The organism is Mucilaginibacter kameinonensis (assembly GCF_003675385.1).
Lineage (GTDB): Bacteria > Bacteroidota > Bacteroidia > Sphingobacteriales > Sphingobacteriaceae > Mucilaginibacter > Mucilaginibacter kameinonensis.
In genome coordinates this window covers 1,446,924-1,468,033 of the sequence record NZ_RCWZ01000002.1, presented here as the reverse complement: position 1 = coordinate 1,468,033, position 21,110 = coordinate 1,446,924, and the positions used below count along the sequence as shown (strand labels likewise).

At 41.6% G+C, this 21,110-nt stretch carries 13 protein-coding genes; 3 read left to right on the top strand and 10 right to left on the bottom strand.

Annotated features, from left to right (window positions below; all coding sequences use genetic code 11):
• Positions 1-41: 41 nt before the first annotated feature.
• On the top strand, positions 42-410 hold the full coding sequence (locus tag EAH55_RS13000; RefSeq protein WP_121809974.1) for a hypothetical protein: 369 nt from the start codon (positions 42-44) through the stop codon (positions 408-410).
• Positions 411-589: 179 nt separating this feature from the next.
• Here the strand turns inward: EAH55_RS13000 and EAH55_RS12995 are convergent, their stop codons facing one another.
• Positions 590-1,156, bottom strand: a complete 567-nt coding sequence (locus EAH55_RS12995) for an inorganic diphosphatase (RefSeq protein ID WP_114937382.1) — start codon at positions 1,154-1,156, stop codon at positions 590-592.
• Positions 1,157-2,001: 845 nt separating this feature from the next.
• On the opposite strand from EAH55_RS12995, the gene EAH55_RS12990 reads away from it, so the two are divergent.
• Positions 2,002-2,334, top strand: coding sequence for a helix-turn-helix domain-containing protein (locus EAH55_RS12990; RefSeq protein ID WP_121809973.1), 333 nt, complete (start codon positions 2,002-2,004; stop codon positions 2,332-2,334).
• A 280-nt stretch (positions 2,335-2,614) separates the two neighbouring features.
• On the opposite strand, the gene EAH55_RS12985 is transcribed toward EAH55_RS12990, so the two are convergent.
• Genes EAH55_RS12985 through EAH55_RS12975 form a run of 3 tightly spaced genes read right to left on the bottom strand, consistent with a single transcriptional unit; the run spans position 2,615 to position 6,617 of the window.
• Positions 2,615-4,210: an MFS transporter gene (locus tag EAH55_RS12985; RefSeq protein WP_121809972.1), complete on the bottom strand. Its 1,596-nt coding sequence runs from the start codon at positions 4,208-4,210 to the stop codon at positions 2,615-2,617.
• An 8-nt stretch (positions 4,211-4,218) separates the two neighbouring features.
• Positions 4,219-5,274, bottom strand: coding sequence for an HlyD family secretion protein (locus tag EAH55_RS12980; protein ID WP_121809971.1), 1,056 nt, complete (start codon positions 5,272-5,274; stop codon positions 4,219-4,221).
• 2 nt (positions 5,275-5,276) lie between these two features.
• Positions 5,277-6,617 carry a TolC family protein gene (locus EAH55_RS12975; protein ID WP_121809970.1) on the bottom strand — a complete coding sequence of 447 codons (1,341 nt, stop codon included), beginning with the start codon at positions 6,615-6,617 and terminating at the stop codon, positions 5,277-5,279.
• Positions 6,618-6,678: 61 nt separating this feature from the next.
• Between EAH55_RS12975 and EAH55_RS12970 the strand changes: the two genes are divergently transcribed.
• Positions 6,679-7,497: an AraC family transcriptional regulator gene (locus EAH55_RS12970; RefSeq protein WP_121809969.1), complete on the top strand. Its 819-nt coding sequence runs from the start codon at positions 6,679-6,681 to the stop codon at positions 7,495-7,497.
• Here EAH55_RS12970 and EAH55_RS12965 read toward each other — a convergent pair whose 3' ends face one another.
• The 6 genes from EAH55_RS12965 to EAH55_RS12940 all read right to left on the bottom strand — a co-directional run bounded on the left by EAH55_RS12965 (position 7,498) and on the right by EAH55_RS12940 (position 20,956).
• The gene (locus EAH55_RS12965) at positions 7,498-10,599 is read right to left on the bottom strand and encodes a DUF5107 domain-containing protein (RefSeq protein ID WP_121809968.1); all 3,102 of its coding nucleotides are present in this window, start codon (positions 10,597-10,599) and stop codon (positions 7,498-7,500) included. It lies immediately after the preceding gene.
• Positions 10,600-10,608: 9 nt separating this feature from the next.
• On the bottom strand, positions 10,609-13,593 hold the full coding sequence (locus tag EAH55_RS12960) for a glycoside hydrolase domain-containing protein (protein ID WP_121809967.1): 2,985 nt from the start codon (positions 13,591-13,593) through the stop codon (positions 10,609-10,611).
• 178 nt (positions 13,594-13,771) lie between these two features.
• Positions 13,772-14,785, bottom strand: coding sequence for a c-type cytochrome (locus EAH55_RS12955; RefSeq protein ID WP_121809966.1), 1,014 nt, complete (start codon positions 14,783-14,785; stop codon positions 13,772-13,774).
• 10 nt (positions 14,786-14,795) lie between these two features.
• The gene (locus EAH55_RS12950) at positions 14,796-16,196 is read right to left on the bottom strand and encodes an aryl-sulfate sulfotransferase (RefSeq protein ID WP_121809965.1); all 1,401 of its coding nucleotides are present in this window, start codon (positions 16,194-16,196) and stop codon (positions 14,796-14,798) included.
• An 88-nt stretch (positions 16,197-16,284) separates the two neighbouring features.
• Positions 16,285-17,805 carry a RagB/SusD family nutrient uptake outer membrane protein gene (locus tag EAH55_RS12945; protein ID WP_121809964.1) on the bottom strand — a complete coding sequence of 507 codons (1,521 nt, stop codon included), beginning with the start codon at positions 17,803-17,805 and terminating at the stop codon, positions 16,285-16,287.
• A 40-nt stretch (positions 17,806-17,845) separates the two neighbouring features.
• Positions 17,846-20,956 (bottom strand): SusC/RagA family TonB-linked outer membrane protein, encoded by a 3,111-nt coding sequence (locus tag EAH55_RS12940; protein WP_121809963.1) that lies wholly within the window; start codon positions 20,954-20,956, stop codon positions 17,846-17,848.
• Between the last annotated feature and the right edge of the window lie 154 nt (positions 20,957-21,110).

Sequence of the window (21,110 nt, the reverse complement as noted above, 5' to 3'; positions counted from 1 at the left end):
CGATTGCTATTAAGTAGTTCAAAACTCATTTTATAAAACTTATGGATTTGCACCATGGTGAAATAGTAGAGAAAGTGGTTAGGCGCAAAGGCTGCAGCATAAGCGAAATCGCACGATTTACTAATGTTAACAGACGTTCAGTTTATTACTGGTTTAATCAAAAATACCTAAAACCGAAAATCATATACAAAATAGGCCTTTGCCTAAAGCATGATTTTTCTGTTGAATTTCCTCATTTATTTACTGAGGGAGAATTTGACAATATTAAAAACCAAGGTTACACCCACGCTCCTGATTATCATGCAGATGAAATGGAGGATTCATACTGGCGGGATAAATACATTGAACTATTAGAGAAATACAATAAAAGCCTGCTTGAAAATTCAAAAAAGAAATTTAACCAGCGTTAATAATATACCTTGCTAAATTGATTAAACATCAAGCGGCGATCACTTATATAAATAAAAACAGAGCAAACAACGGTAATAACCTAAACTTATAAACCTAATTATACTAAACTGAAAATGCTTAATCCGGCAACCCAATTAATAAAGGAGCCGGATTAAGCATTTTTAGCTTTCAGTTATACTTAGCCGGCTACTTTAACTTCGTTTTGAGTCGATTTAAAGTTAACATCATATAACACCTGGCTATCTTCAATAACACGGTGTGCATAGCTAACACCCATCCAGCGCTCAACAGTTACATTTTTACCTTCTAAAACTTTGTAGTCTTTAAAGAAGCACTCAATCTCTTTAATAGTATGTGGAGGCAATTCGCTTAAATCATTTATATAATTTACTGACATATCATTATTAGCTACAGCAATAATTTTATCATCCTGCTCACCATTATCAATCATATGCATTACCCCTATCACCTTTGCTTCGATAATTGACATCGGAAAAACATCAACCGAGCATATTACCAATATATCAAGCGGATCCTGATCATCACAATAGGTTTGCGGAATAAATCCATAATTGGCCGGGTACATTACAGATGAAAAAAGCACGCGATCTAATTTTAAAAGGCCGGATTCTTTATCAATCTCGTACTTAGCTTTTGACCCTTTGGGAATTTCAATAACAGCGTTTACAACGTAAGGAACTTTAGGCCCCGTTGAAACTTCATGCCATGGATGTTGTGTATTCATTGGTAGTAATTTTAATATTTTAGTATTTTTTTTATGAAAGTACTAACATTTTGGCAATTTTATTGAAAAATCCCCATTCTATTTTTTATACACTTTATTGCTCAAATACTTCTCAACTCAACATCTCTTTCACTTTTAACTGACTTACAGCGCATTATAAAACAGTGAAATAGCCGAAAAACAAATTTGAGTACCAAAACAATATCGCTTTAGTGGTTAAAAACATCATTACTATTTCTATCAAAACTACTACTACAATATATATAAGGGGGGATAACTTCAAAATCTAAAGTTCCCCTTCAACAATTATATAGAAAGTTTGATCCAAAGATTTTCAAAGAAGCCTGATCTTCAGATTAATTCCATATTAATTAACTATTAATATAATAAGGACTAACAGAAAATATTATGGCACAGATTTTCATATTTTCAAAGAGCAGGCTAAACTTGTAACATTATTGTAGCATTTCGAGGATTAACTTCTCACTATTTCTTTTCCATCTAAACACGCCTATTTCAAAACCACTAAATGGGGAATAAATTTTCACACTATGTATACATTATTCCACACTTCGTGCGTAATTAAATACACGGAATTTTATTCACTCAAAAAACAAGGGAAAATAAATAATCTAAAAGTTAAAATTATTCTTAAAAGTTGGAAATCCTTTTTATTGTCCAACCAACATATTCTATCAATTTCGTCAAGATTAAATTTGGCGCACTGGCATAGAAGTTGCATTACATAGTCACCTGTCAATAGTTAGTAAACTGATTAACAACTAATTATTACTGGCACCTAAGCTTATTTTGATTAGTTTTTTAACTTTTTACAGCTAAAAATTATGCAAAAACATCACGGTCAGATTGTAGAGATACTCGTTAGAAAAAAAGGATTCAGTATTACCGAACTCGCTCAACACTCGGATGTAAGCCGAAGTGTGGTATATCAGTGGTTTAACAGAAAAGAATTAAATGCGGATATTATACACCGGATTGGCAGAATTGTAGACCACGACTTTTCAAAAGAATTTCCAGAATATTATCAGAAAAAAAACTCTGATATAATTGATCCGCGGAGTGGCGAAATGCGCCCCAATCAAAACAGGGTAAATATCTGGAAAGACAAATACATTGTTTTACTTGAGCAGTACATCCAGTTGCTATCTGCCGAATAAGTTAAATTAATTAATTGCCGCATTTAAATGTGTATTAAGCATTTAAATGCGCGTTAATTTTCACAGTTTCCCAAAAACCAAGTAAGGAATTCTGCTATCGTCCTGAGCCAGGGAAACATCTCATATATCCCCTCCCCGGCCCAATAATATGAATCACCAATACCGTACCGAAATATCCTTGCGGATAGTTCCGGTAACGGCAGTTGGCATCCTCATGAACACATATTACCAAAACACTTGAAAACCCGGTAAAGAGCCTGAAAAGCGAATAAGATATCGATTAATAAACAACAGGTGCTGGCTGGTTGGATTTAAGATTAATAATTGTCCGGTTGGCCGATGGGAATAAAACAACAATTAGTATAATAGCCAGCAACACCCAGCTGATAAACTGATAATAATCAACAGCAAAACGCAGCTGGGCTTGCGCGCTTATATTTCTGCTCAGCAAACCCTTGGCAATTTTCGCGGCCTGGTCTGCAGCTACGCCCTTACCGGTCAAGGCTTGTTTGTACACAGCCAGCTTTTGAACAGCAAGCGGATTTAACTGACTTAGCTGCTCCTGGAAACGATTGGCATGGTCATTTTGCCTATATAATTGAAAATAGTTAATTAGCGCAATACTGCTGCTAAACCCGGTAAAACGCATAAAAATGCCTACTGCCGAGCCTGTTGTACCATATTTAACCGGCGATGATGATATCACAAACAAAATAACCGGGGTCATTAACATACCAGCGCCCATGCCTTGTAATATTACCGGGATGATCAGATCTTCGGTATTAACCTGCGCCGAAAATACAAAACACATATACACATGAAAAGCCAACAGGAAAGTAAAGCCCAAAATGAGGATCTGCCGCAAGGGCTTCTTCATCAGTAAAAATCTTGATGAGATGGTAACACTAATAATAATAGCTGCAAGGTTATAAATAAGCAAATAACCAACGTGTATTGGGTCCATACCCATGGTGCTGCTCATAAACGATGTAGTAATCCCGAATGAGCCACGGCAGATATAAAACACAAACAGCAGTAATGCGGCCAGCACAAACTTGCGGTATTTAAATGCCTGGATATGAAAGTAAGGTCTTTTTGAACTGAGTTGCCTCACCACAAATACAAAAAATAATACAGCAATGGCTATTACACTGTAAAGGATACGGTTATCATCAAACCAATCATACTGCTGGCCATATACCATAACATAACCAACAAGACAAAGCCCCGCCGAGTAAATCACAAAGCTTGCCCAATCCAACTGATATAAAGGCAATTTACGATCAAGGCGCACATTATTCATGATGATACACATTAACGCTGCACCCGGCAAAAAGGAATAGATGGCGCATTTATATATCACATTAAAATTGAAATTATCAATAATAGATGCCGTAAATAAGGTTGACAAAGGCGATACGCAAAGCAGGATACAATAAACAACTGAATAGCCTATCTCCTTTGAGCGTTCGGTATGCAAGCGCGTAAACATCAGCGTTAGCGTGATGCTAAGGCTTGTACAGGTTAGCAAACCTTGTATATACCTGAAGATCAGAAGCACAAAAAAGTCGCGCACGTGATAACAGATATAACAGGTAGTAACCAGTAACAACACGCTGATGAGCAGGTACATTTTACTGGCGATATTTTTAAAAAAGCGCTTTTCCAACACTACAAAGCTTGCAGTTGCGGCGTATAGGATAATCATCGAAAACTGAGCGTCATTAGGGCTTATACCATAATAACCTGCAGCGGCGCTAACATTACTGATAGACAACGAAAACAAAATAATGCCTGGCAGTACCACCAACAGCAAGGTGATACGTATAAGCCACTCAGGTACCCAGGGTTTAAAAACCGGAATTTGATTGCTCATGATGGCTCTTAGTTTTTAGGTACAGTTACGCTGGCATTCATACCCGCGCTTAAAAAATCGACAGCCTTATTATCTATTTTAATTTTTACCGGGATACGCTGCGCTATTTTCACAAAGTTACCGGTTGAATTATCCGGAGGTAATAAGGAAAATCTCGAGCCCGTTGCCGGTGATAAAGAAAGGATCTCTCCTTTTATTTTCCTATCGGGATAGGCATCTGTAGTAATTTCAACACCCTCGCCTATCCGCATGTTATGTAATTGTGTTTCTTTAAAATTGGCTACCACCCAAAGGCCAGTTTCTTTATCAACTATATAAGCAAGCGTTTGCCCCAACTGAATCTGCTGACCAGGTTGGATAGTTCTTTTGCCCATTTTGCCATCATAAGGCGCAGTTACCACAGTGTAAGAAACATCAAGCTTATTACGCTGTAATACCAATTCACGACGTTTGATCTCCGACATTACCGGCGAGATCTGCGAGCGGCTATCATTTACTTTCGACAGTGATGCCTGGTAATTGTTCAAGGACGCCTGATAATCAGACCGGGCAACATCCAATGCGCTTTGTACATTTTCCAGTTGCTGCTTGGTAGCCGATTCAGCTTCATACAGCTTTGTGAACCGACCAAACTCTTGTTCGGCTTTTACTAATTTAGCCTTGGTTGCTGCTATCTGAACCTTATTGACTTCGGCAATTTTAGCAGCGGTCTCTACATTACTTTCCAACACGCTTACCTGTTCGCGTGCATTTTGCAGGCCAGCGCCTGCTTCTTCCTGCTGTATCTGGTATTCACGGTTATCAATAACGAGCAGAGTATCTCCTTTTTTTACGTCCTGGTTTTCGTCGTACCTTATTTCTTTGATGAAACCGCTTACCCTTGCTGTAATAGGATTAATATAGGCTTCAACCTGGGCGTCATCGGTTTCTTCATAGCTGTACAAGTGTACCAACGTTATAATACCCCATACCAATAAGCCAGCTGCAACTATGCCGGCTATCCACGTGGTTATTTTAGTTATTAACTTATCAGTTGCGGTATAAGTGTTTATATGTTTGTTCATGATTAAAGTTTCCCGGTTACGTTTTGTAATTGATAATATTGAAGTTGAGCGGCTATTCTGGCAGCAGCCAGATCAAAGCGGGTTTGTAATAACTGTGTATCCGCGTCAAGCAAATCGGTTATCAGCGATAGCTGGTTAAAGTAGGTATTGTTTATAATACGCCTGTTTTCGGTGGCCTGCTGCACATTAACCCGACTTACATCTACCCTGTTCAGCGCTTCCTTGTACCTTAGCCAGGCCTCATTAACCTGCTGACGTACGCCATCTTCTGTTTGTGCGTGCTCAATTTCCTGGCTTTCAAGATCGAGCCTTGCCACTTTTACCTTGTGGCTGTTATGATAAAATGAGGAAATAGAAAACGAAGCTTTTACCCCTGCAAAACCTAAACCGTACAAACTTGGCGAGTAGGGATAAAACAGGATCTGCGGGTAGCTATAATTATACGCCGCAAACAAACCTACTTTAGGCGATACGTTTGCTTTTACATTCTTTAACTTAAGCTTGCTTAGTTCGGTTTCCTGTTCAGAGATCTTAAGCTGATAGGCATTCTTCCCGGCATCGGTTAAATACTCGTCGTACGTTTCTTTGCCTGCTGTATCTAACTGAACAGCTTCAACCGGATTTATCTGCTGATCATCAGGCAAGCCTATCAGGATATTCAGTTTTTGATTAGCTATGGCCAAATCATTATCCAACTGAACCAAAGAGAGTTTCTGCTTAGAAAGTTTCAACTCCGCCCGTAGTACATCGCTCTTTAAAACTACGCCGTTTTTTTGAAGGGTTTTGATCTGCAAAAGCTGCTTTTCCTGCGCGGCGATATCTTTCAGTAACAGGTCTTTAAATATGATACTGCGCTGCATATCCAGGTAATAAGCCGCTGCGTGTAGCTTCACCTCCGAAAGGGTCAGCTTTTGCTGTTCCCCTGCGATGTTATTCTCGCGTTTGCGGGCGTCAATTTCAAGGTTAGTTTTATTACCGTTATAAATATTTAAATAAGCCTCGCCGCCTACAGTGTAGGTAGTATGCAACACAGGAAATTGAGTTGGTGCATTAAAAATACCGTTTTCGTAAACCGGCATATTGCTTACACGGGCATATTCGCCGTTAATATTAATCTCGGGCAGGCGCTCTGCTTTGGCATCTTTAATACCTTCGGCGCTACTGGCTACCTTCAACTGCTTAATTTGTACAGCTTTGCTGTTTGTGGCTGCTTTTTGCCAAACCTGTGCTATGGTTAAGGATAGGTTTTTGCTGCTATCGGCAGCGGGTTGTTGGGCTTTTAACGAAAAGGCCAACAACAAAACTGGCAACAAGGCCAGATAAAATTTACTATTAAAGTTCATGGTGATTTAATAGTACAAAGTTCGGCAGTTGTTAAAAGCTTATTTTATTTAAATTTGCCAAATGTTTATTCATTCCAGCCAAAACATAGACAAAGTTACCGCTGATAACTTTTTCCGGGATATTGATCAATATCCCGAATCCGTTTATGTAATTAACTGGAAAACAGAACGGAACTTCCCTAACCATAATCACAAAAAAGGTCAACTGATTTACATAGAAGGAGGCATCGCCTATATTCACTTAACCGATAAAACACTGGTTATCCCGGCAAGGCATTATGTATGGATTCCTGGCGGGATGATGCATTTTGTGGAAATGCACAAATCGGCAATTACCCGCACGGTTTATTTTTACTGGCACGATGATAACAGCAACCCGTTTTACACCAAAGGCGGAATCTATCCTATCAATAATTTACTATTTCAGATGCTCATTTACTCAGAGCGTTGGGATGGCAATGTATTCCCTGATGAACAGGCATTCCATTTTTTAGCGGGAATAAAGGCGATATTGCCGGAGATCAGCAAAAAATCTTTACCAGTGGCCTTACCTACCACTGATAACACCCGGATGCACCCCGTACTGGATTATATGAATAAAAATGCATTTGAGCCACTAACCCTTTCATCTGTAAGTGAAGAAACCGGCTTCAGCGAAAGGACACTTTCACGCCTTTTCCAATCAACCCTTAACACTTCGTTTTTGCAATATTTCAAATTGCTAAAAATGGTAAAAGCCATCGAGCTGATGCTGCAAACCGATATGTCCATGAGCGAGATCGCTTATAAATTAGGATACAATAGTTTATCTGCCTTTAGCGCTATATTTTACCAACTTACCAATATCAGGCCATCCGATTTTGCCAAGCAGTTGAGGTGATCACATCAAACGTTCCAGTATCCTGATGTTTGCATCGCTCACCTCGTTTTCCTTGGAAGCATTGCTTTCATAAACTTCCTTACACCATTTGATCACTTTATCATCCGCGTACTTTTGAATTTCGGAGTCCAACCAATTGATTGCCGCCGCATGGTCATTCAGCTTTTCAATGGCCCATGCTGTAACCAGATGATTGGGCGAAAGAAAATTACTCACTGTATTATCGATTTGAGGATTAAAGGCTGTTATTTTTTTCAGGTACTGTGTGGCTTCGTTAGTCTTACCCATTTTGATATAACACAGGTAACTCATCCAGTCCTCCAAACGCTCGTCAATATTTTCGGCGTATGGTTTACCTACCCCAAGGTTTGCAGGCCATTTTTTAGCGTCTGCAATATAGCTTAAAGCTGCTTTGTAATTTTTAGCATCTATCTTTTGAACCGCCTGCATCAACTCAGTTTCCCGGTATAACTCACGACCAATAGTAGCGCCTTCAAAAGGTAAGATATCAATGTGCGATAAAAGCTCTCCGCATTCTTTGTACCGCTTATTCAGGAGCAACGTTTTGGCGTAGAGCATACCAATGATGTAATTATCACGGTGCGATTTATAAAACGGCTCAACAGTAGTTAGTGCTTTAGCGTATTGCTTATTATTAACATAATATTCGCCAAGCAGCTTGTTATACCGCCAGCCTTTATCAAGTTTGGCCGCGGTATTTAAATCGATCAGAGCATTATCTCCCGTTTGCATTGCAGCCCGCGCTACATAGAAAGGTGCAAAATCTGGTTGGCTACCACATGCAGCAAACAACTCTTTACTTTCGTCAATCCGATTGCGGTCTTTGTAAAGCAATGCCAGAAAATACTTAGGCTTCCAGCTATTGCTTTGTTGCGCGGCCCATTGCAATACTTCCTCATCGCTGTTGCGGAAAGGAAATACAAATGCCGCCGTTGCTGCATTGGCTTTATTTAGCGTCTCACTAAATGGCTTTGCCTCTTTATATTGCAAAAACGCCAGTTTATAATGCACAAGTGCATTGGCAGGTGAAAGTTGTAAAACTTTTTCGCTTTCCTCTATACAGCCGTTGTGATCATACCAATCTGCCAGATCAAGGTAGCTTTCAATAGGCTGTTCGTTCCGAATCATTGAGGTAAATCCGTTTTTTGTAGCATCAGAGGGTTGCCATAAAAACTGCTCAAACCGGGCAAAATGATTAAGCGGTTCGTAAGCCAATATGGTGTCCAAAACCTGCTCGGCGTTTTTGCGCTCGTTTAAATGGCGGTAAGCTATGGCTTGCACCTGTAGCGAAGACACATCAAGCCTGTTAAAATCCAGCGCTTTCGAAGCAAATTCTAAAGCTTTTAGATAGTCGTTTTCTTTTAAATACAAACTGCTCAACGCTGAGTAAGCCGCATTACGGTATTCAACCGATAAACCGGCCATATCAAAACCATCTTTAGCATCAGCCACGTTACCCAATTGCGCATTAATAATACCATAATAGTAGTTTGCTCCGTCATCATTAGTATTGATGCTCAAGGCAGTTTTGGCAAAAGCCAAAGCTTCGGCATAACGCATATCACGGTACGTCAGTGCTGCCGATTGTACCAGCGCCGGTAAAAAGTATGGATCTTTTTTTAAGGCTGCCTGCAGTTTTTCTTCTGCTTCGGGGTACATTTTTTGATCCATGAACTCTTTGCCCTGGGTATATAAGCCATAAGCGCTGTTCCAGTCAAAATCCTTCGGCAAATCAACCGGGCGATTGAGGTTATCTGCCTCGGGCTTTGAATTATAGATAAGTTTATTAGTACCTAAAGTTACAAGCACATCCCCGGCATCAGCCTTAACCGAATCTGTAAATAATTGCAAGGGCTGTAATGTTACTTTTTTACTATAGATCAGCTTATCGCCCTGCTTTACCTTCAGGGTATCGGCTATTTTTTGAACCGGGTTAAAATACAGTTTCAACAAGCCGCCATCGGCCTTCACATTCAGCGCGCCATAGTTATTGGCCTGTACAAAGCCCTTGGTTTTGAGTACCGGGTACCAGTATTCTGTCCAGGTATCTGAAGTGCCAGGCGCAAAACCTTTGTGTTTAAAAGGCGTGAACGTGCTTTTAACTGCTGTTTGATTAAACAGCCTGCCCGATTGAATTTCAGAATACTGACCATCGTTATCAGTAAGCTGCTTTTCCCATATCATACCCTGATCTGACAGTCCCCAGATCCAGATCTTTTTGCCGGCTTTGTCCTCGTGACCACCATAGCGAGCCATACCAAAATCATCGTTATGCCAGTAAGCACCAAAAAAATCGGTGTACTTGCCAAACACATGGTATGATTTATAGCCACCAAAATTGTTATTATCATAAAAGGAAAGATCCTTTCCGTTCTGTTTATTGATGGGCCAATCGGCATACTCCCCCTGGTGACCGAGGTGTTTGGTGCCGGGGAAAATATATTCAAGTTTACCGCTGGTTTTGATCCCCGTATTCATCCAGTGGTAATAAGGCTGCTCAAGCGGTGTTGAGTTATGCCAGAATGATTTGGTAGTGAAATAAGCTCTATCTGCCGGAAGATTTACTTCCATTGTCCAAGAGGTATTGGTAAGCAGGTCAAGCACGCTGATGAAACAACTTACACTACCATCGGCATTTGTGCGGGTAAGGTAATCAACCGGGGTAACCGAATTTGGGGTATGCCCAATGATACCATAATTAGGTTCGATGCCTCCGCTTGTCCAGGGGCCGCGCATGGCAATATCCCTGAATTTCACTACATGGTTTTCATAAACAATTGGCTTACCTGTCGATTTTTCAACGGCCGACCAGATCTTGCCGCCTATCTGGGGTAAAATGGTTAACCTGATATACGTGTTTTCCAGCTCAATTATTTTCCACTCCTTTTGCACCGGTTTATCCGTAAATCCGTCGTAACGGAAATACGGATAAATATTGGTGAATGCCGGTATCGGATTAGGATCCGAAAACGGATAAGTGGTAATAGCTTTAGTATACTCGCGGATACTTGCCGTTTGCTGGGCAAAAGCCTTCAGGCCGCCAATGCAAAGGCATACGGCGATAAACCATTTTTTATTCATGTTTCCGTTTTATTTAATCACCAGCAACCACCCTTTGCCTTTTTCAACCGGGATCCTGTCATTCAGGCCAAATGTTTTGCCCGGCTGATAGCTTTTAATTTCCGGCGCCGTGATAGTCGCCTTAGCAGGATCGATGCCTAATTTTTTCCAGTCGATATTTAATTGAAAATCTGTATCAGCATCTTCCCAACTGGCAATGGCCACCATGGCAGCGCCATCCTTTTTATAAACGGTTGCTATAACCTTAGCTTTATCGGTTTTTACCGGGTTGTTGTCAACCCAGTAACCAATCATTTTGGTTCCTTTAATACCAAAATTATCCCAGGCTTTCCAAATCGGGCGCGGATCTGCGCCATCGCTCCATGGCATACGGTTAGTCATGCCGTAAACCATGCCACGCCATTTGTTACCACCACCCTGCAGCATCTCGCCCATTAAGCCAAACGGAATACCGCTCACTTCGGTCAGGAAGAAATCTGGATCGTTTTTCTCGTAATCGAAATACTCACCAAACCATAAACGGTTCAGATAAGGAAAATGCTCCATATACAGGTTGGCGCTGTTATTGAAACCATCGCTTTTATTGTATTGATTAGCCGAGTGCAGATCGATAATTCCCGGGTGACCATCTTTAGTCAATACACGTTTAATACGTTTCATGGTAACACGGTCAAAGGCCACATCATCCAGGTAGATACCATCGATACCTACGTTTTGGGTTAACCAATTCATACCCTCCACATAGTAATTATGCCAACGGTTCATGCCGCTGTTAATGATGGCAGCATCTTTAATTTCGGGTACAAACCATGCGGCTATGTAATCATCGCCCACGTGCTCCTGCAACCAGCTAAAGCCTCCGCCCTTACCCGGCGAATAAATTTCATGACCCAGGCTACGCAAAGCAAAAGTTTCATAGGCGTGGTTTGATAACTCGCGGATGGTATTGTAGATTTTCACCTTTAACCCGGCAGCATGGGCCGAATCATCATAGGCCTTCATTTTTTGCCAGGCAATAAACGGGTAATTGATAGTAGGATTTATTGCTGTAGCATGGTGAATATTGATAAGCGTTGCCCCCGCTTTTTTGATGGTATCAATGGGTTTATATGAATGATAAAACCTTGTAGCCCACTGAAAATCGGTATTAATGGTATGGAAAGGTGTTACCAACAGGGTAAAGTTATAATAGAGCTCATCGCCTTTTTTCAAGTCATGCTCGCCGCTGTAGTTATTAGCTAATACCGCTTTACCATCAAAGGCTACCTTAATACCGCCTTTGTTATCATTGCCCCATGAGGTTGGCAACAATAAAGGCTTTTGCAGGTAAAAATTGGTATTCAGCGGACGAACATATTTTTCATCCCGCAATGAATACTGCAAACCGCCGTTCACATTACCTATCCAGGCACCATCCTGGTTTTTATGGGCTACATCCCATTTCCACTCAAAGTTTTCGGGGCGATAACCTCCTTTTTGACCAAGGCCCATCATATATTTAGCAAAATCCTTTTTAAACGGGATATGCATGGTAACATCTTTCAGGCTAACGTTCTGCAGGGCTTTTACTTTTACAGTGTAAGCCATAAAGCCGTCAAACTCCAGCGAAGCGGTTACATCCATCCGCAAGCTATCGTTAGCGCTTACAGCAGTCCACTGCACTGTTCCGGCTTCTTTTTTGATGAACTGTACACCCTGGCTTTTCAGGTTTATTTTTTTGCCAGCGGCGTCGATAAAATGAAAGTGAATACCTTCGGTAAGCAGGTTGTTAGGCGTTGCCGCATATTCTGTCATTTCCGGCGTGAAATAAGTCTGGATCTGTTTTGGGAAACCGTCCTTATTCACTTCTACCTTACGGCCTAACAAACTAACTGTGTTGCCACTTATTTCAAGCGGGGTATACGGCGCGATGACCGTATTTTGTTGTGCCATGGTTGAGTTTAACCAACCCAGGCGGGTCATTTTATAAGGCTCACTTACGCCGCCATCTTTTGAAATTTTGTTATTTACCTTAACAGATAAAGTAATTGTTTTTGCCGGTTTACCGTTGATGCTGATGGTAGCCTTACCTGTATAAACCGAAGGCAGTATTGCGGCAGGCACATCTACCCCACACCATAAGGCCTGGATATCGCCTTTGGCTACGTTCACAACCTTAGTAAGTGGCTTAGCATCATAAGTGGTGCCGCCGGTATTGATACAAAACAGTGCCGAAGCCGGGATCACCTTACCGGTAGCAGATTTCAAATCGCTGAATGAAACCTGTACATTTTCAAGATTCTGTAACGCGTAAATACCCAGCTGAAATGCAAAGTTTTCGCCGCGGGCAGCTTCACCGGTATATTTACTTTGCGCACCAAGCTCAATCCAGCGTTGTGGCAAATCTTTGGTCATGCGGATGGAGTTCATCCTATCTTCCGGAAAAACTAAAAATGTTTCAGATTTGTGCTTATTCAGTAACGCTTCGGTTTCTGCTTTTGTAGCAATTACCTCCATTGGGTAAAAACTGTTAAAAGCATCTATCGACTGAAATTCTTTTACCGAAGCTAAAGGCGTTTGCTTGCTATTTACAGCACTTAGCCATTCGGCTGAGGCTGTATTTTCGGGTTTGAGATAAACACCTTTAGGATAGTTTGAGCGCCCCTCATTTTTATAAGGCATGTAATACACAAAGTAAGTACCCTTACCCGATGTTGGCTCAAAATACAGTTCACCGCTTTCACGGTTTACTGAACCAATTTTTACGTTGGTTATTTTTTGTTTGGTTTTAGCATCTTCAATAATGATCCGCTTGTTCTCGGGCTCATTATCCCTGCGCCTCCAGTTAATCACCGCTTTAGCCACTTTACCTGTACCATTAAAGGTTAATACCACACGATGGTTACCTAATGAATCGGCCAGCCAGCATTTATCGCAATTGGTATAAGGTACTTTTTGCGCCGAAGCCGCAAAGCCTGATAAAAGGAAAGTGATAGCTAAAAATTGTTTTTTCATGAAATAAATTTAGTCAGTCTTTTTATAATGTTGTTTCAGGAATTATAATTCCTAAAACCTCCGCCGCTTGGCTCTAGCCGAGTGGCAACTATTTTGCGACCCTGGTCGCCGTGTAGAGGCCAGAGGCCTGGAGATAGCGGTCACTCGGCTGGAGCCGAGCGACGGCACTTATTGTTTTTTAAATAGCAGGTGTTATCCCCTGCCCTTCCCAATAGTCAATGATCGGTTTATACGGCCCGTACTTATGCTGTTCTTCTGAAAAAGGATCTTTAAAAGGCCCTTTATCGTAATCAATTGCTTTTTCTTCGTAATGCGGATAATCAACTTCCTTCGTGGTTTTAGGCAATGGACGTTTATGCTTTTTATCGTCATTAACAAATGCGGCGATATCAAGCGCCTCTGCGTCGGTCAGGAAAGGTTTTCCTTCGGCGGTTTTATCATAAGGCATATTGCCTTTTAACCATTGCGCCAACTTAACCACACGGTGCATGCTTGAACCAGGACGATAAGCTAATAATCCCCATACCGGCGGATACTCGTAAGTTACATTATCAAAACGCATTTTGCCTTCGCCGTTTTTGGCATGGCAACGCTCGCAATTTTGAGTATATAAAACCTCGCCCCTGTCTGATGAAGCCGCTACATTGGGCAGCTCAACCTCCAAATTTTTTAAACCTTTGGTGGTTTTAGAAACATTTGACGAATCGCTCAAAAACTTAAGGTAAGCCATGATCGAGATCATCTCTTTTCCGTCCAATGGCAAAGGTCTACCCAGGTTAGGGCGCATTACGCAATTGTTGATACGTTCGGCTAAGGATAAAATTCTACCTTCTCGTGCGCGGTACTGCGGATAATCACGAAACGACCGTACCAGGTTAAAAGCGTATGGCCTTGTACCGGCATCGCGGTGGCAATTGGTACAATTCATTTTATTACCGGTATAATGACCGTTAATACCTTCGGGACCTATATAATAGGCAGTATGCAGCATCAGTTCGCGGCCATAACGTACGGCGTCACCATATTTACCGCCGGGCATTTTGCCGGTATCTACAGAAACAAGACTCACAGCAGCAGAATCAGCCTTATCCGCTTCTTCCGCTTTGCTTCCGCTGCATGATACCAATTGAGCAACATTTGCCAAAGCAAATAACAGCAACAGGAAAGTTATATATTGATATTTCTTTTTCATTTTTAATGATCTATGGTTTTAAATATGGATCAAGCTGTTCGTATTTGATAAAACCTGCACGGTAAGTTGGCACCGATGTTTCCATCGTCCATTGTAATACACCTTTATTATTTGCCAGTACTATAATGTGCCTTTTGGAACAGCAGACCAGCGTAGCAGTATCGTTAATCATGTAGGCGCTGCCCATTCTGCCGTTAAAAATTTCTTTAGGGAGTGTGATGTGCATGGCAATGGTCGAGGTTTGGTTTTTCTCATCAATTTTCATGGCGTATACTCCTGATTGGTGTTTTTCTACCCCGTTATCAAAAAACATCAGGTTTCCTTGTTTATTGATATGGGCAGCATGAGCCTGGGTAAAGTTGCAATCGGCAGGCATGGCAATAGTACCGCCTTTGCCAAACTTGTAAATAACTTTTCCGCTATGGGCATCAATTTTCCAGATCTGCCCGTTGTTGTAAAACGACATCAGGTAATTGCCGTCTGTATCATAGCTGAGGCTATTGGCATGCATCCAGTCTTTTTTAGTTTTCAGAATCTTAGGATCTTTCAGCGGATCCATCACATCAAATACGCTCCATTTATAAAGCTGCTTGCCAGTTTTGTCCATCACCATAATACCATCGCCGTTAATAGTATCCTGTTTGCCGCCGCCGATAGACGTGAGGTCCATTAAGCGCTGATCAACAAAAATGGTTACCAGCTCGCCTTTATCATTTTTCAGTATCTCGTGATGGATGGTTTGCTTGAAATCGCCCTGTCCTTTGGTAAGGTGCAGCAGCGTGTCGCCCAGCATATTGATCTCTAATATTTCACTGCCGTAGCTGGTAGGCTCATCGTTACGGCCCAAAATAGAGAGCAGCGTTCTATCCTTAGTGAAATTGATCACTTTAAAACCCAGCCTGTCAATCATGTGATACCACCTGATCTGCCCTTTGTTATCAACCAGATAAGCCACACCGGGAGCATAACGTTTGTTGATGAGCATCAAACCGTCATTAAACTGTGCCGGCAGCGAGGCTTTAGCGGCCGTTTTAGCGTGAAACTGTTCCTGTAAAAACAACGGCAGTTGATGCGATTTAAAAGTATGGGGTTTGCTCACCACGGTGTCGCCACCATCAACAGTTACAATATGATATGAGTAAGTAGTATCAGGCAAAATATTACAAAGCACAAGCTTATACGATGTACCATTTCCCGTAGTGGTCGACCGGTATTTTACCGGCTGCTTGCCCTCTATCCAGTATTCAGCATACAGATCAACAGGCTTGCTGGTCATAACCTCAAGCTTAATTTTCAACTCGTTGTTATTGTACAACCCTATATGAATTTCTTTTACAAGGTTACCGCCCGAGCAACCACAGATGATTGAAACTAACAATCCTGCCGCTAAAACTTTAAACCAATCCTTCATCACTAAATTTTGTAATACCGGTTAAACAGTAAAGAATATACAACCCATTAAAAGCTGTATACTCTTTACCGATAGTTGAATTTTATGCTTATTGCTGCCTGCCCGCGTTATTCAGGTTAGGGTTGATGTTAACCTGGTTAAGCGGATACGGGAAATACTCGTCGCGTGGCAACTGCACGGTATTGGTTTGACCAATACGTTTCAGGTAAGCGTTCACGATCACATCGTATTTTCCAAAACGTTTCAGGTCGGCCCTTCTTTTGCCCTCGTAATATAATTCCCAGCCACGTTCCTGCAATAAAGCATCACGGAAAGTAGCCTGGGTTAGATTACCCTGTACCAACAATTTGGCGTGTGACCTGCCTTTAACCTGGTTTACCAATGAAACAGCTTCGGCAGTTGGCCCGCCCAGTTCATTTAAAGCTTCAGCACGGCTCAGCAACACATCAGCATAGCGTAAAACATCAACACTATGGCCATCATAATAACTGTTTGCACCGTTAGGGTCAGCATATTTCATGGTTGCAACATCAGGCATATACAATACGCCATCCGGAGCGGTAGCACCCTGCGATGGAGCTTGTTTGTGCGTTAACCCGTCAACACCCTGATATTGGGTAAAAAACATTTTTTTACGGTCATCCTCATCGCCATAGCTGTTGTAGAAATCCCAGGTAACGGCGTAGTACTGCCACCTGTCGGTTAATACCGGATGGCTCAACGGGCCAAAATGGTTCAGTAACTCGGTTCCGTTAACGTTGGCATCGCTCAATACCGAGAAAATATTTTCAGAACACCAGGTGTTTGACTCTTTAAACAAACCTGAGTAAGACGGATACAGTTGGTAAATACCTAAATCCATTACCTGCTTAGTTAAATCAGCAGCTTTTTGCCATTGGTGCTCACGCAGATAGATCTTAGCTAACAGGAACATAGCTGCACCTTTGGTAGCGCGGCCAACGTCGTTACTTGTGTAAATATCACTTTGGGTATAATCGGCAGGCAATACGGTGCTTGCGTTTTGCAGATCGCCAATCATCAGCGCATCAACATCCGCTACCGGACTTGGCGGCGTTTGAGCTTTGTAATCAGGATTGGCTATATCTTTCTCGGTATTCAGGATCACCGGCCCCCATGAGTCGGTAAGATCAGAATATGCAATAGCACGTAAGAATTTCAACTCGGCCAAAAACTGGCTTTTTTGAGCAGCAGTAATGCTGTTCATTGCCGAAATGTTATAGATGGCATTATTAGCGTTGGCTACTAATTTATAAATCTGCTTGTAATCCTCAGCTATCAGGCCATTGGCCGAATTCCATTGCACCTGTGATAGTTGCCCCGGGTCACCTGCATAGCTGCAGTGGCCCACATCGGTAGTTAAATCGGTAAGGGCGAAATGCCTCACTGTCCAATAATCAAAGTTATCACCAACTGCCGGACCTTTAAGGCGGGCATAAACCGCGTTAACGGCGGCAATAGCATCCGACTTGGTAAGGAACGCGTTTTGGCTTGTTAAATTACTGTATATTTTAGGTTCAAGGCTGGTTTTGTTACACGAAAACTGCGTAATCACCGCTGCTGCCAGGAGTAGAATATTATATTTTTTCATTTGATTTAAATTTTGTTGATCCCTTGAATGGATACTTTCATTAATGGATAGATGCTTTTATACCGAATGTTACCGTTTTAAATGCCGGGAACGAGTTAAAGTCCAAACCCCCCGCTGTAGCCGACCTTAACGCTACCTGACCAGGGTGTGCATTGGTATCATCTGCATGTACGTTTGCTTCAGGGTCGGTGCCTTTATAACCTGTAATAGTCCACAGGTTTTGAGCTTCGGCGTAAATCCTGATGCCCTGCAGAATTTTCATATTCTGAAATAACGTGGCAGGGAAGTTATAAGCCAGCGTAAGCGATTTCAGGCGAACGTAAGAAGCATTTTCAACAAAACGGGAGTTTACATAGCTACCGTAGGTGCTCAGGTAATAACCTTCGCGCGGGATTGAAGTATTTTCATTTTTACCGGCAACAAACCTGTTTAATGCAGCAGCACCAGTGGTTGACTCTAATACCATAGCATTCATGTTATACAGATAGTAATCAAATGCTCCCTGGAAAAATATACCCAGATCGATGCCTTTGTAATGAAAATCGTTACCGAAACCTGCCATATAATGCGGGTTAGAATTACCCAGGTAGGTGCGGTCGGCCGGGGTAATTACACCATCGCCATTAACATCTTTATATTTAGGATCGCCTGCTTTTGAGTTTGGTTGCGGAGCATATTTTTCGCCGGTTTTTATAACACCTTCGTAAACATAGCCGTAAAGCTCGCCTAACTCAATACCAGGTACAACGCGTGTAAACTCCTGGCCCGAAACCGTACCGCTTGGGTTAGCCGTGTTAGTGCTTATTATTGAAACACCAGGGCCTAAATTCAATGTCTTTTGCTTGTTGTAGGCAAAGGTAACAGTAGTATTCCATGACAGGTCTTTACTGCGCAGGTTACTTGTATTTAGCGAAAGCTCGATGCCTCTGTTTTGAACGGCACCTCCATTGATGTATTGGGTTCCATTAGTGGCTCCCCATTGTGCTCCAATCGGAACCTGAATAAGCAGATCGGTAGTTTTTTTGCTGTAATAATCAATACTTGCATTGATACGTCCATTAGCAAAGCCCATATCTAAACCAATATCCAACTGTCTTGTTGCCTCCCATTGAAGATTAGGGTTTGCAAGGTTTTTGGGTTCGATGCCTGTTTGTAGCTGACCACTTCCGTTAAGTACTGTACTGTACGGCCCAAAGGTTGCAAGGTATAAACTTGCAGGAATACGGTCGTTACCGGTAACACCGTAGCTGACACGGGCTTTTAAATTAGAAAAAGTATTCAGATTTTTTATAAAATCCTCATCTGTTAATTTGTAAGCTACAGCACCAGCCGGGAAAAAGCCTGAACGTCTGTTTGAACCAAACTGTGACGAGCGGTCGTCGCGATAAGAGAACGACGCCAGGATTTTGTCTTTATAAGCATAATTAAACCTGGTGAAGTACGATGTAAGGAAACCTTCTGCCTTACTGCTTCCGTAGCCATTACTTAATGATCCGGCATTTAAATTATAGTACAGGAACGCGTCGGTTGAAAAGCCTTTTGCTCCGGAAAGTAATGATTCAGCAACATCTTTTTGGTTTGATGTACCTAACAACACGGTAAAATCATGGTCTTTTTTAATATTGAACTTATAGGTAAGGTAGTTTTCAGTAATCCATCTGAAGTTTGAATAGATCTGCTCTGCAGCCACACCACCTTGTTTTGCACCTGCAATTGTTGTTGTTGGCAGATATTGACCGGTAGTGGTTTGGTTGTATTCCGTACCGGCTGTAAGGTGATAAGTTAAACCGTTAATAATCTTATAATCCAAACCAACATTGGCATTAATTAATTTATTACCGCTGTTATTGGTTGGCTCCAAAAGGCCGGCCAACGCGTTTGTTTTTGTTCCCTGAGTAACATAATAATTGTAAGTACCATCGGCATTATAGGGTGCTACGTTTGGTGGTGCCGTAAGCAAACTAAACAACGGTGCGGTGATATCACCAGTGTACGATTGTAAAGTTGCTGTTGAGTTTGCACCGTAAAAATTAGCACTGATCTTGAGGTTTTCGTTTACGGTTTTCTCAGCACCAATCCTTGCCGTGTACCGTTCAAAACCGGTACGTTGCAATACACCAACCTGTTTTATGTGGTTACCCGCAACGTAAATCTTTGAATTCTGGTCGCCGGCGCTTAAGCTTATACTTTGGTTTTGAATGGTTGCATTGCGTGTAGCCAGTTTTAACCAGTTGGTATTAGCTACCTGAAAACTTGAAGGATATGGCTGTGGTTTACCGTCTTCAAGAGCGGTAGCATTTTGAATATCGGTATACTGCTGTCCTGTTAACAAATCGGGCTTATAAGTTAAATATTGGGTACCGCCTGATATATCGGCATCCAAAGAAACCTTTCCGTTTTTTCCTTTTTTTGTAGTGATCAACACAACGCCATTACCGCCTCTTGAACCGTAGATGGCGGTTGCAGACGCGTCTTTCAATACCTGAATATCTTCAATATCGTTGGGGTTAACCTGGCTGCCAACCTCGCTTATGAAACCATCTACTACATATAAGGGTGCCGTAGAAGTATTGATAGAATTACCGCCCCTTACAGTAATATTGATACCGGAACCGGGAGCAAAGCTGGTTTGTTGTACCTGTACACCTGCAGCTTTACCCTGAATGGCTTGGCCAATATTAGACGTAGTACCACCAAGGATCAGGTTATCACTTTTTATAGAACTGATTGAACCGGTGAGGTCGCCTTTTTTAACTGTACCATAACCAACCACAACAACCTCGTTCAGTTTGTTAAGGTCTTCCTGTAATGTGATGGCAACATCAGTTGAGTTGCCTATGGATACTTCCTGAGTTTTGAACCCAACATAAGAAACAACCAATACTGTTGAGTTACCCTTTAGTATAAGTTTAAACTTACCGTTTATATCGGTAGAAGTTGTGTTTTTAACCCCTTTTTGGGTTACAGTAGCTCCAATGATTGGGCCATCTTTATCTTTCACGCTACCGCTGATAGTTGTTTGCGCGTTCGCGAGTACGGGCAATAATAATAACAGGCAACAGCACATTACTTTAAAAAGGCCACTGATCTGCCTCCTTAAATAAATGCATTTGCTGAAGCCCTTGTCGGGGTTTGAGTAAATTTTAATCATACGTGGTGGTGTTAGTATTAATTAATTGTTAGTTTTCTGTTGCGATTTTGCTTTGTTTTTGAATAATGGAAATTAGAAATACAGGATTTTGAAAGCAAAAAAACGCCCCTCCAAACACAGCGCAAACGTTTGTTTTGCACGAATTTGAGCTTAC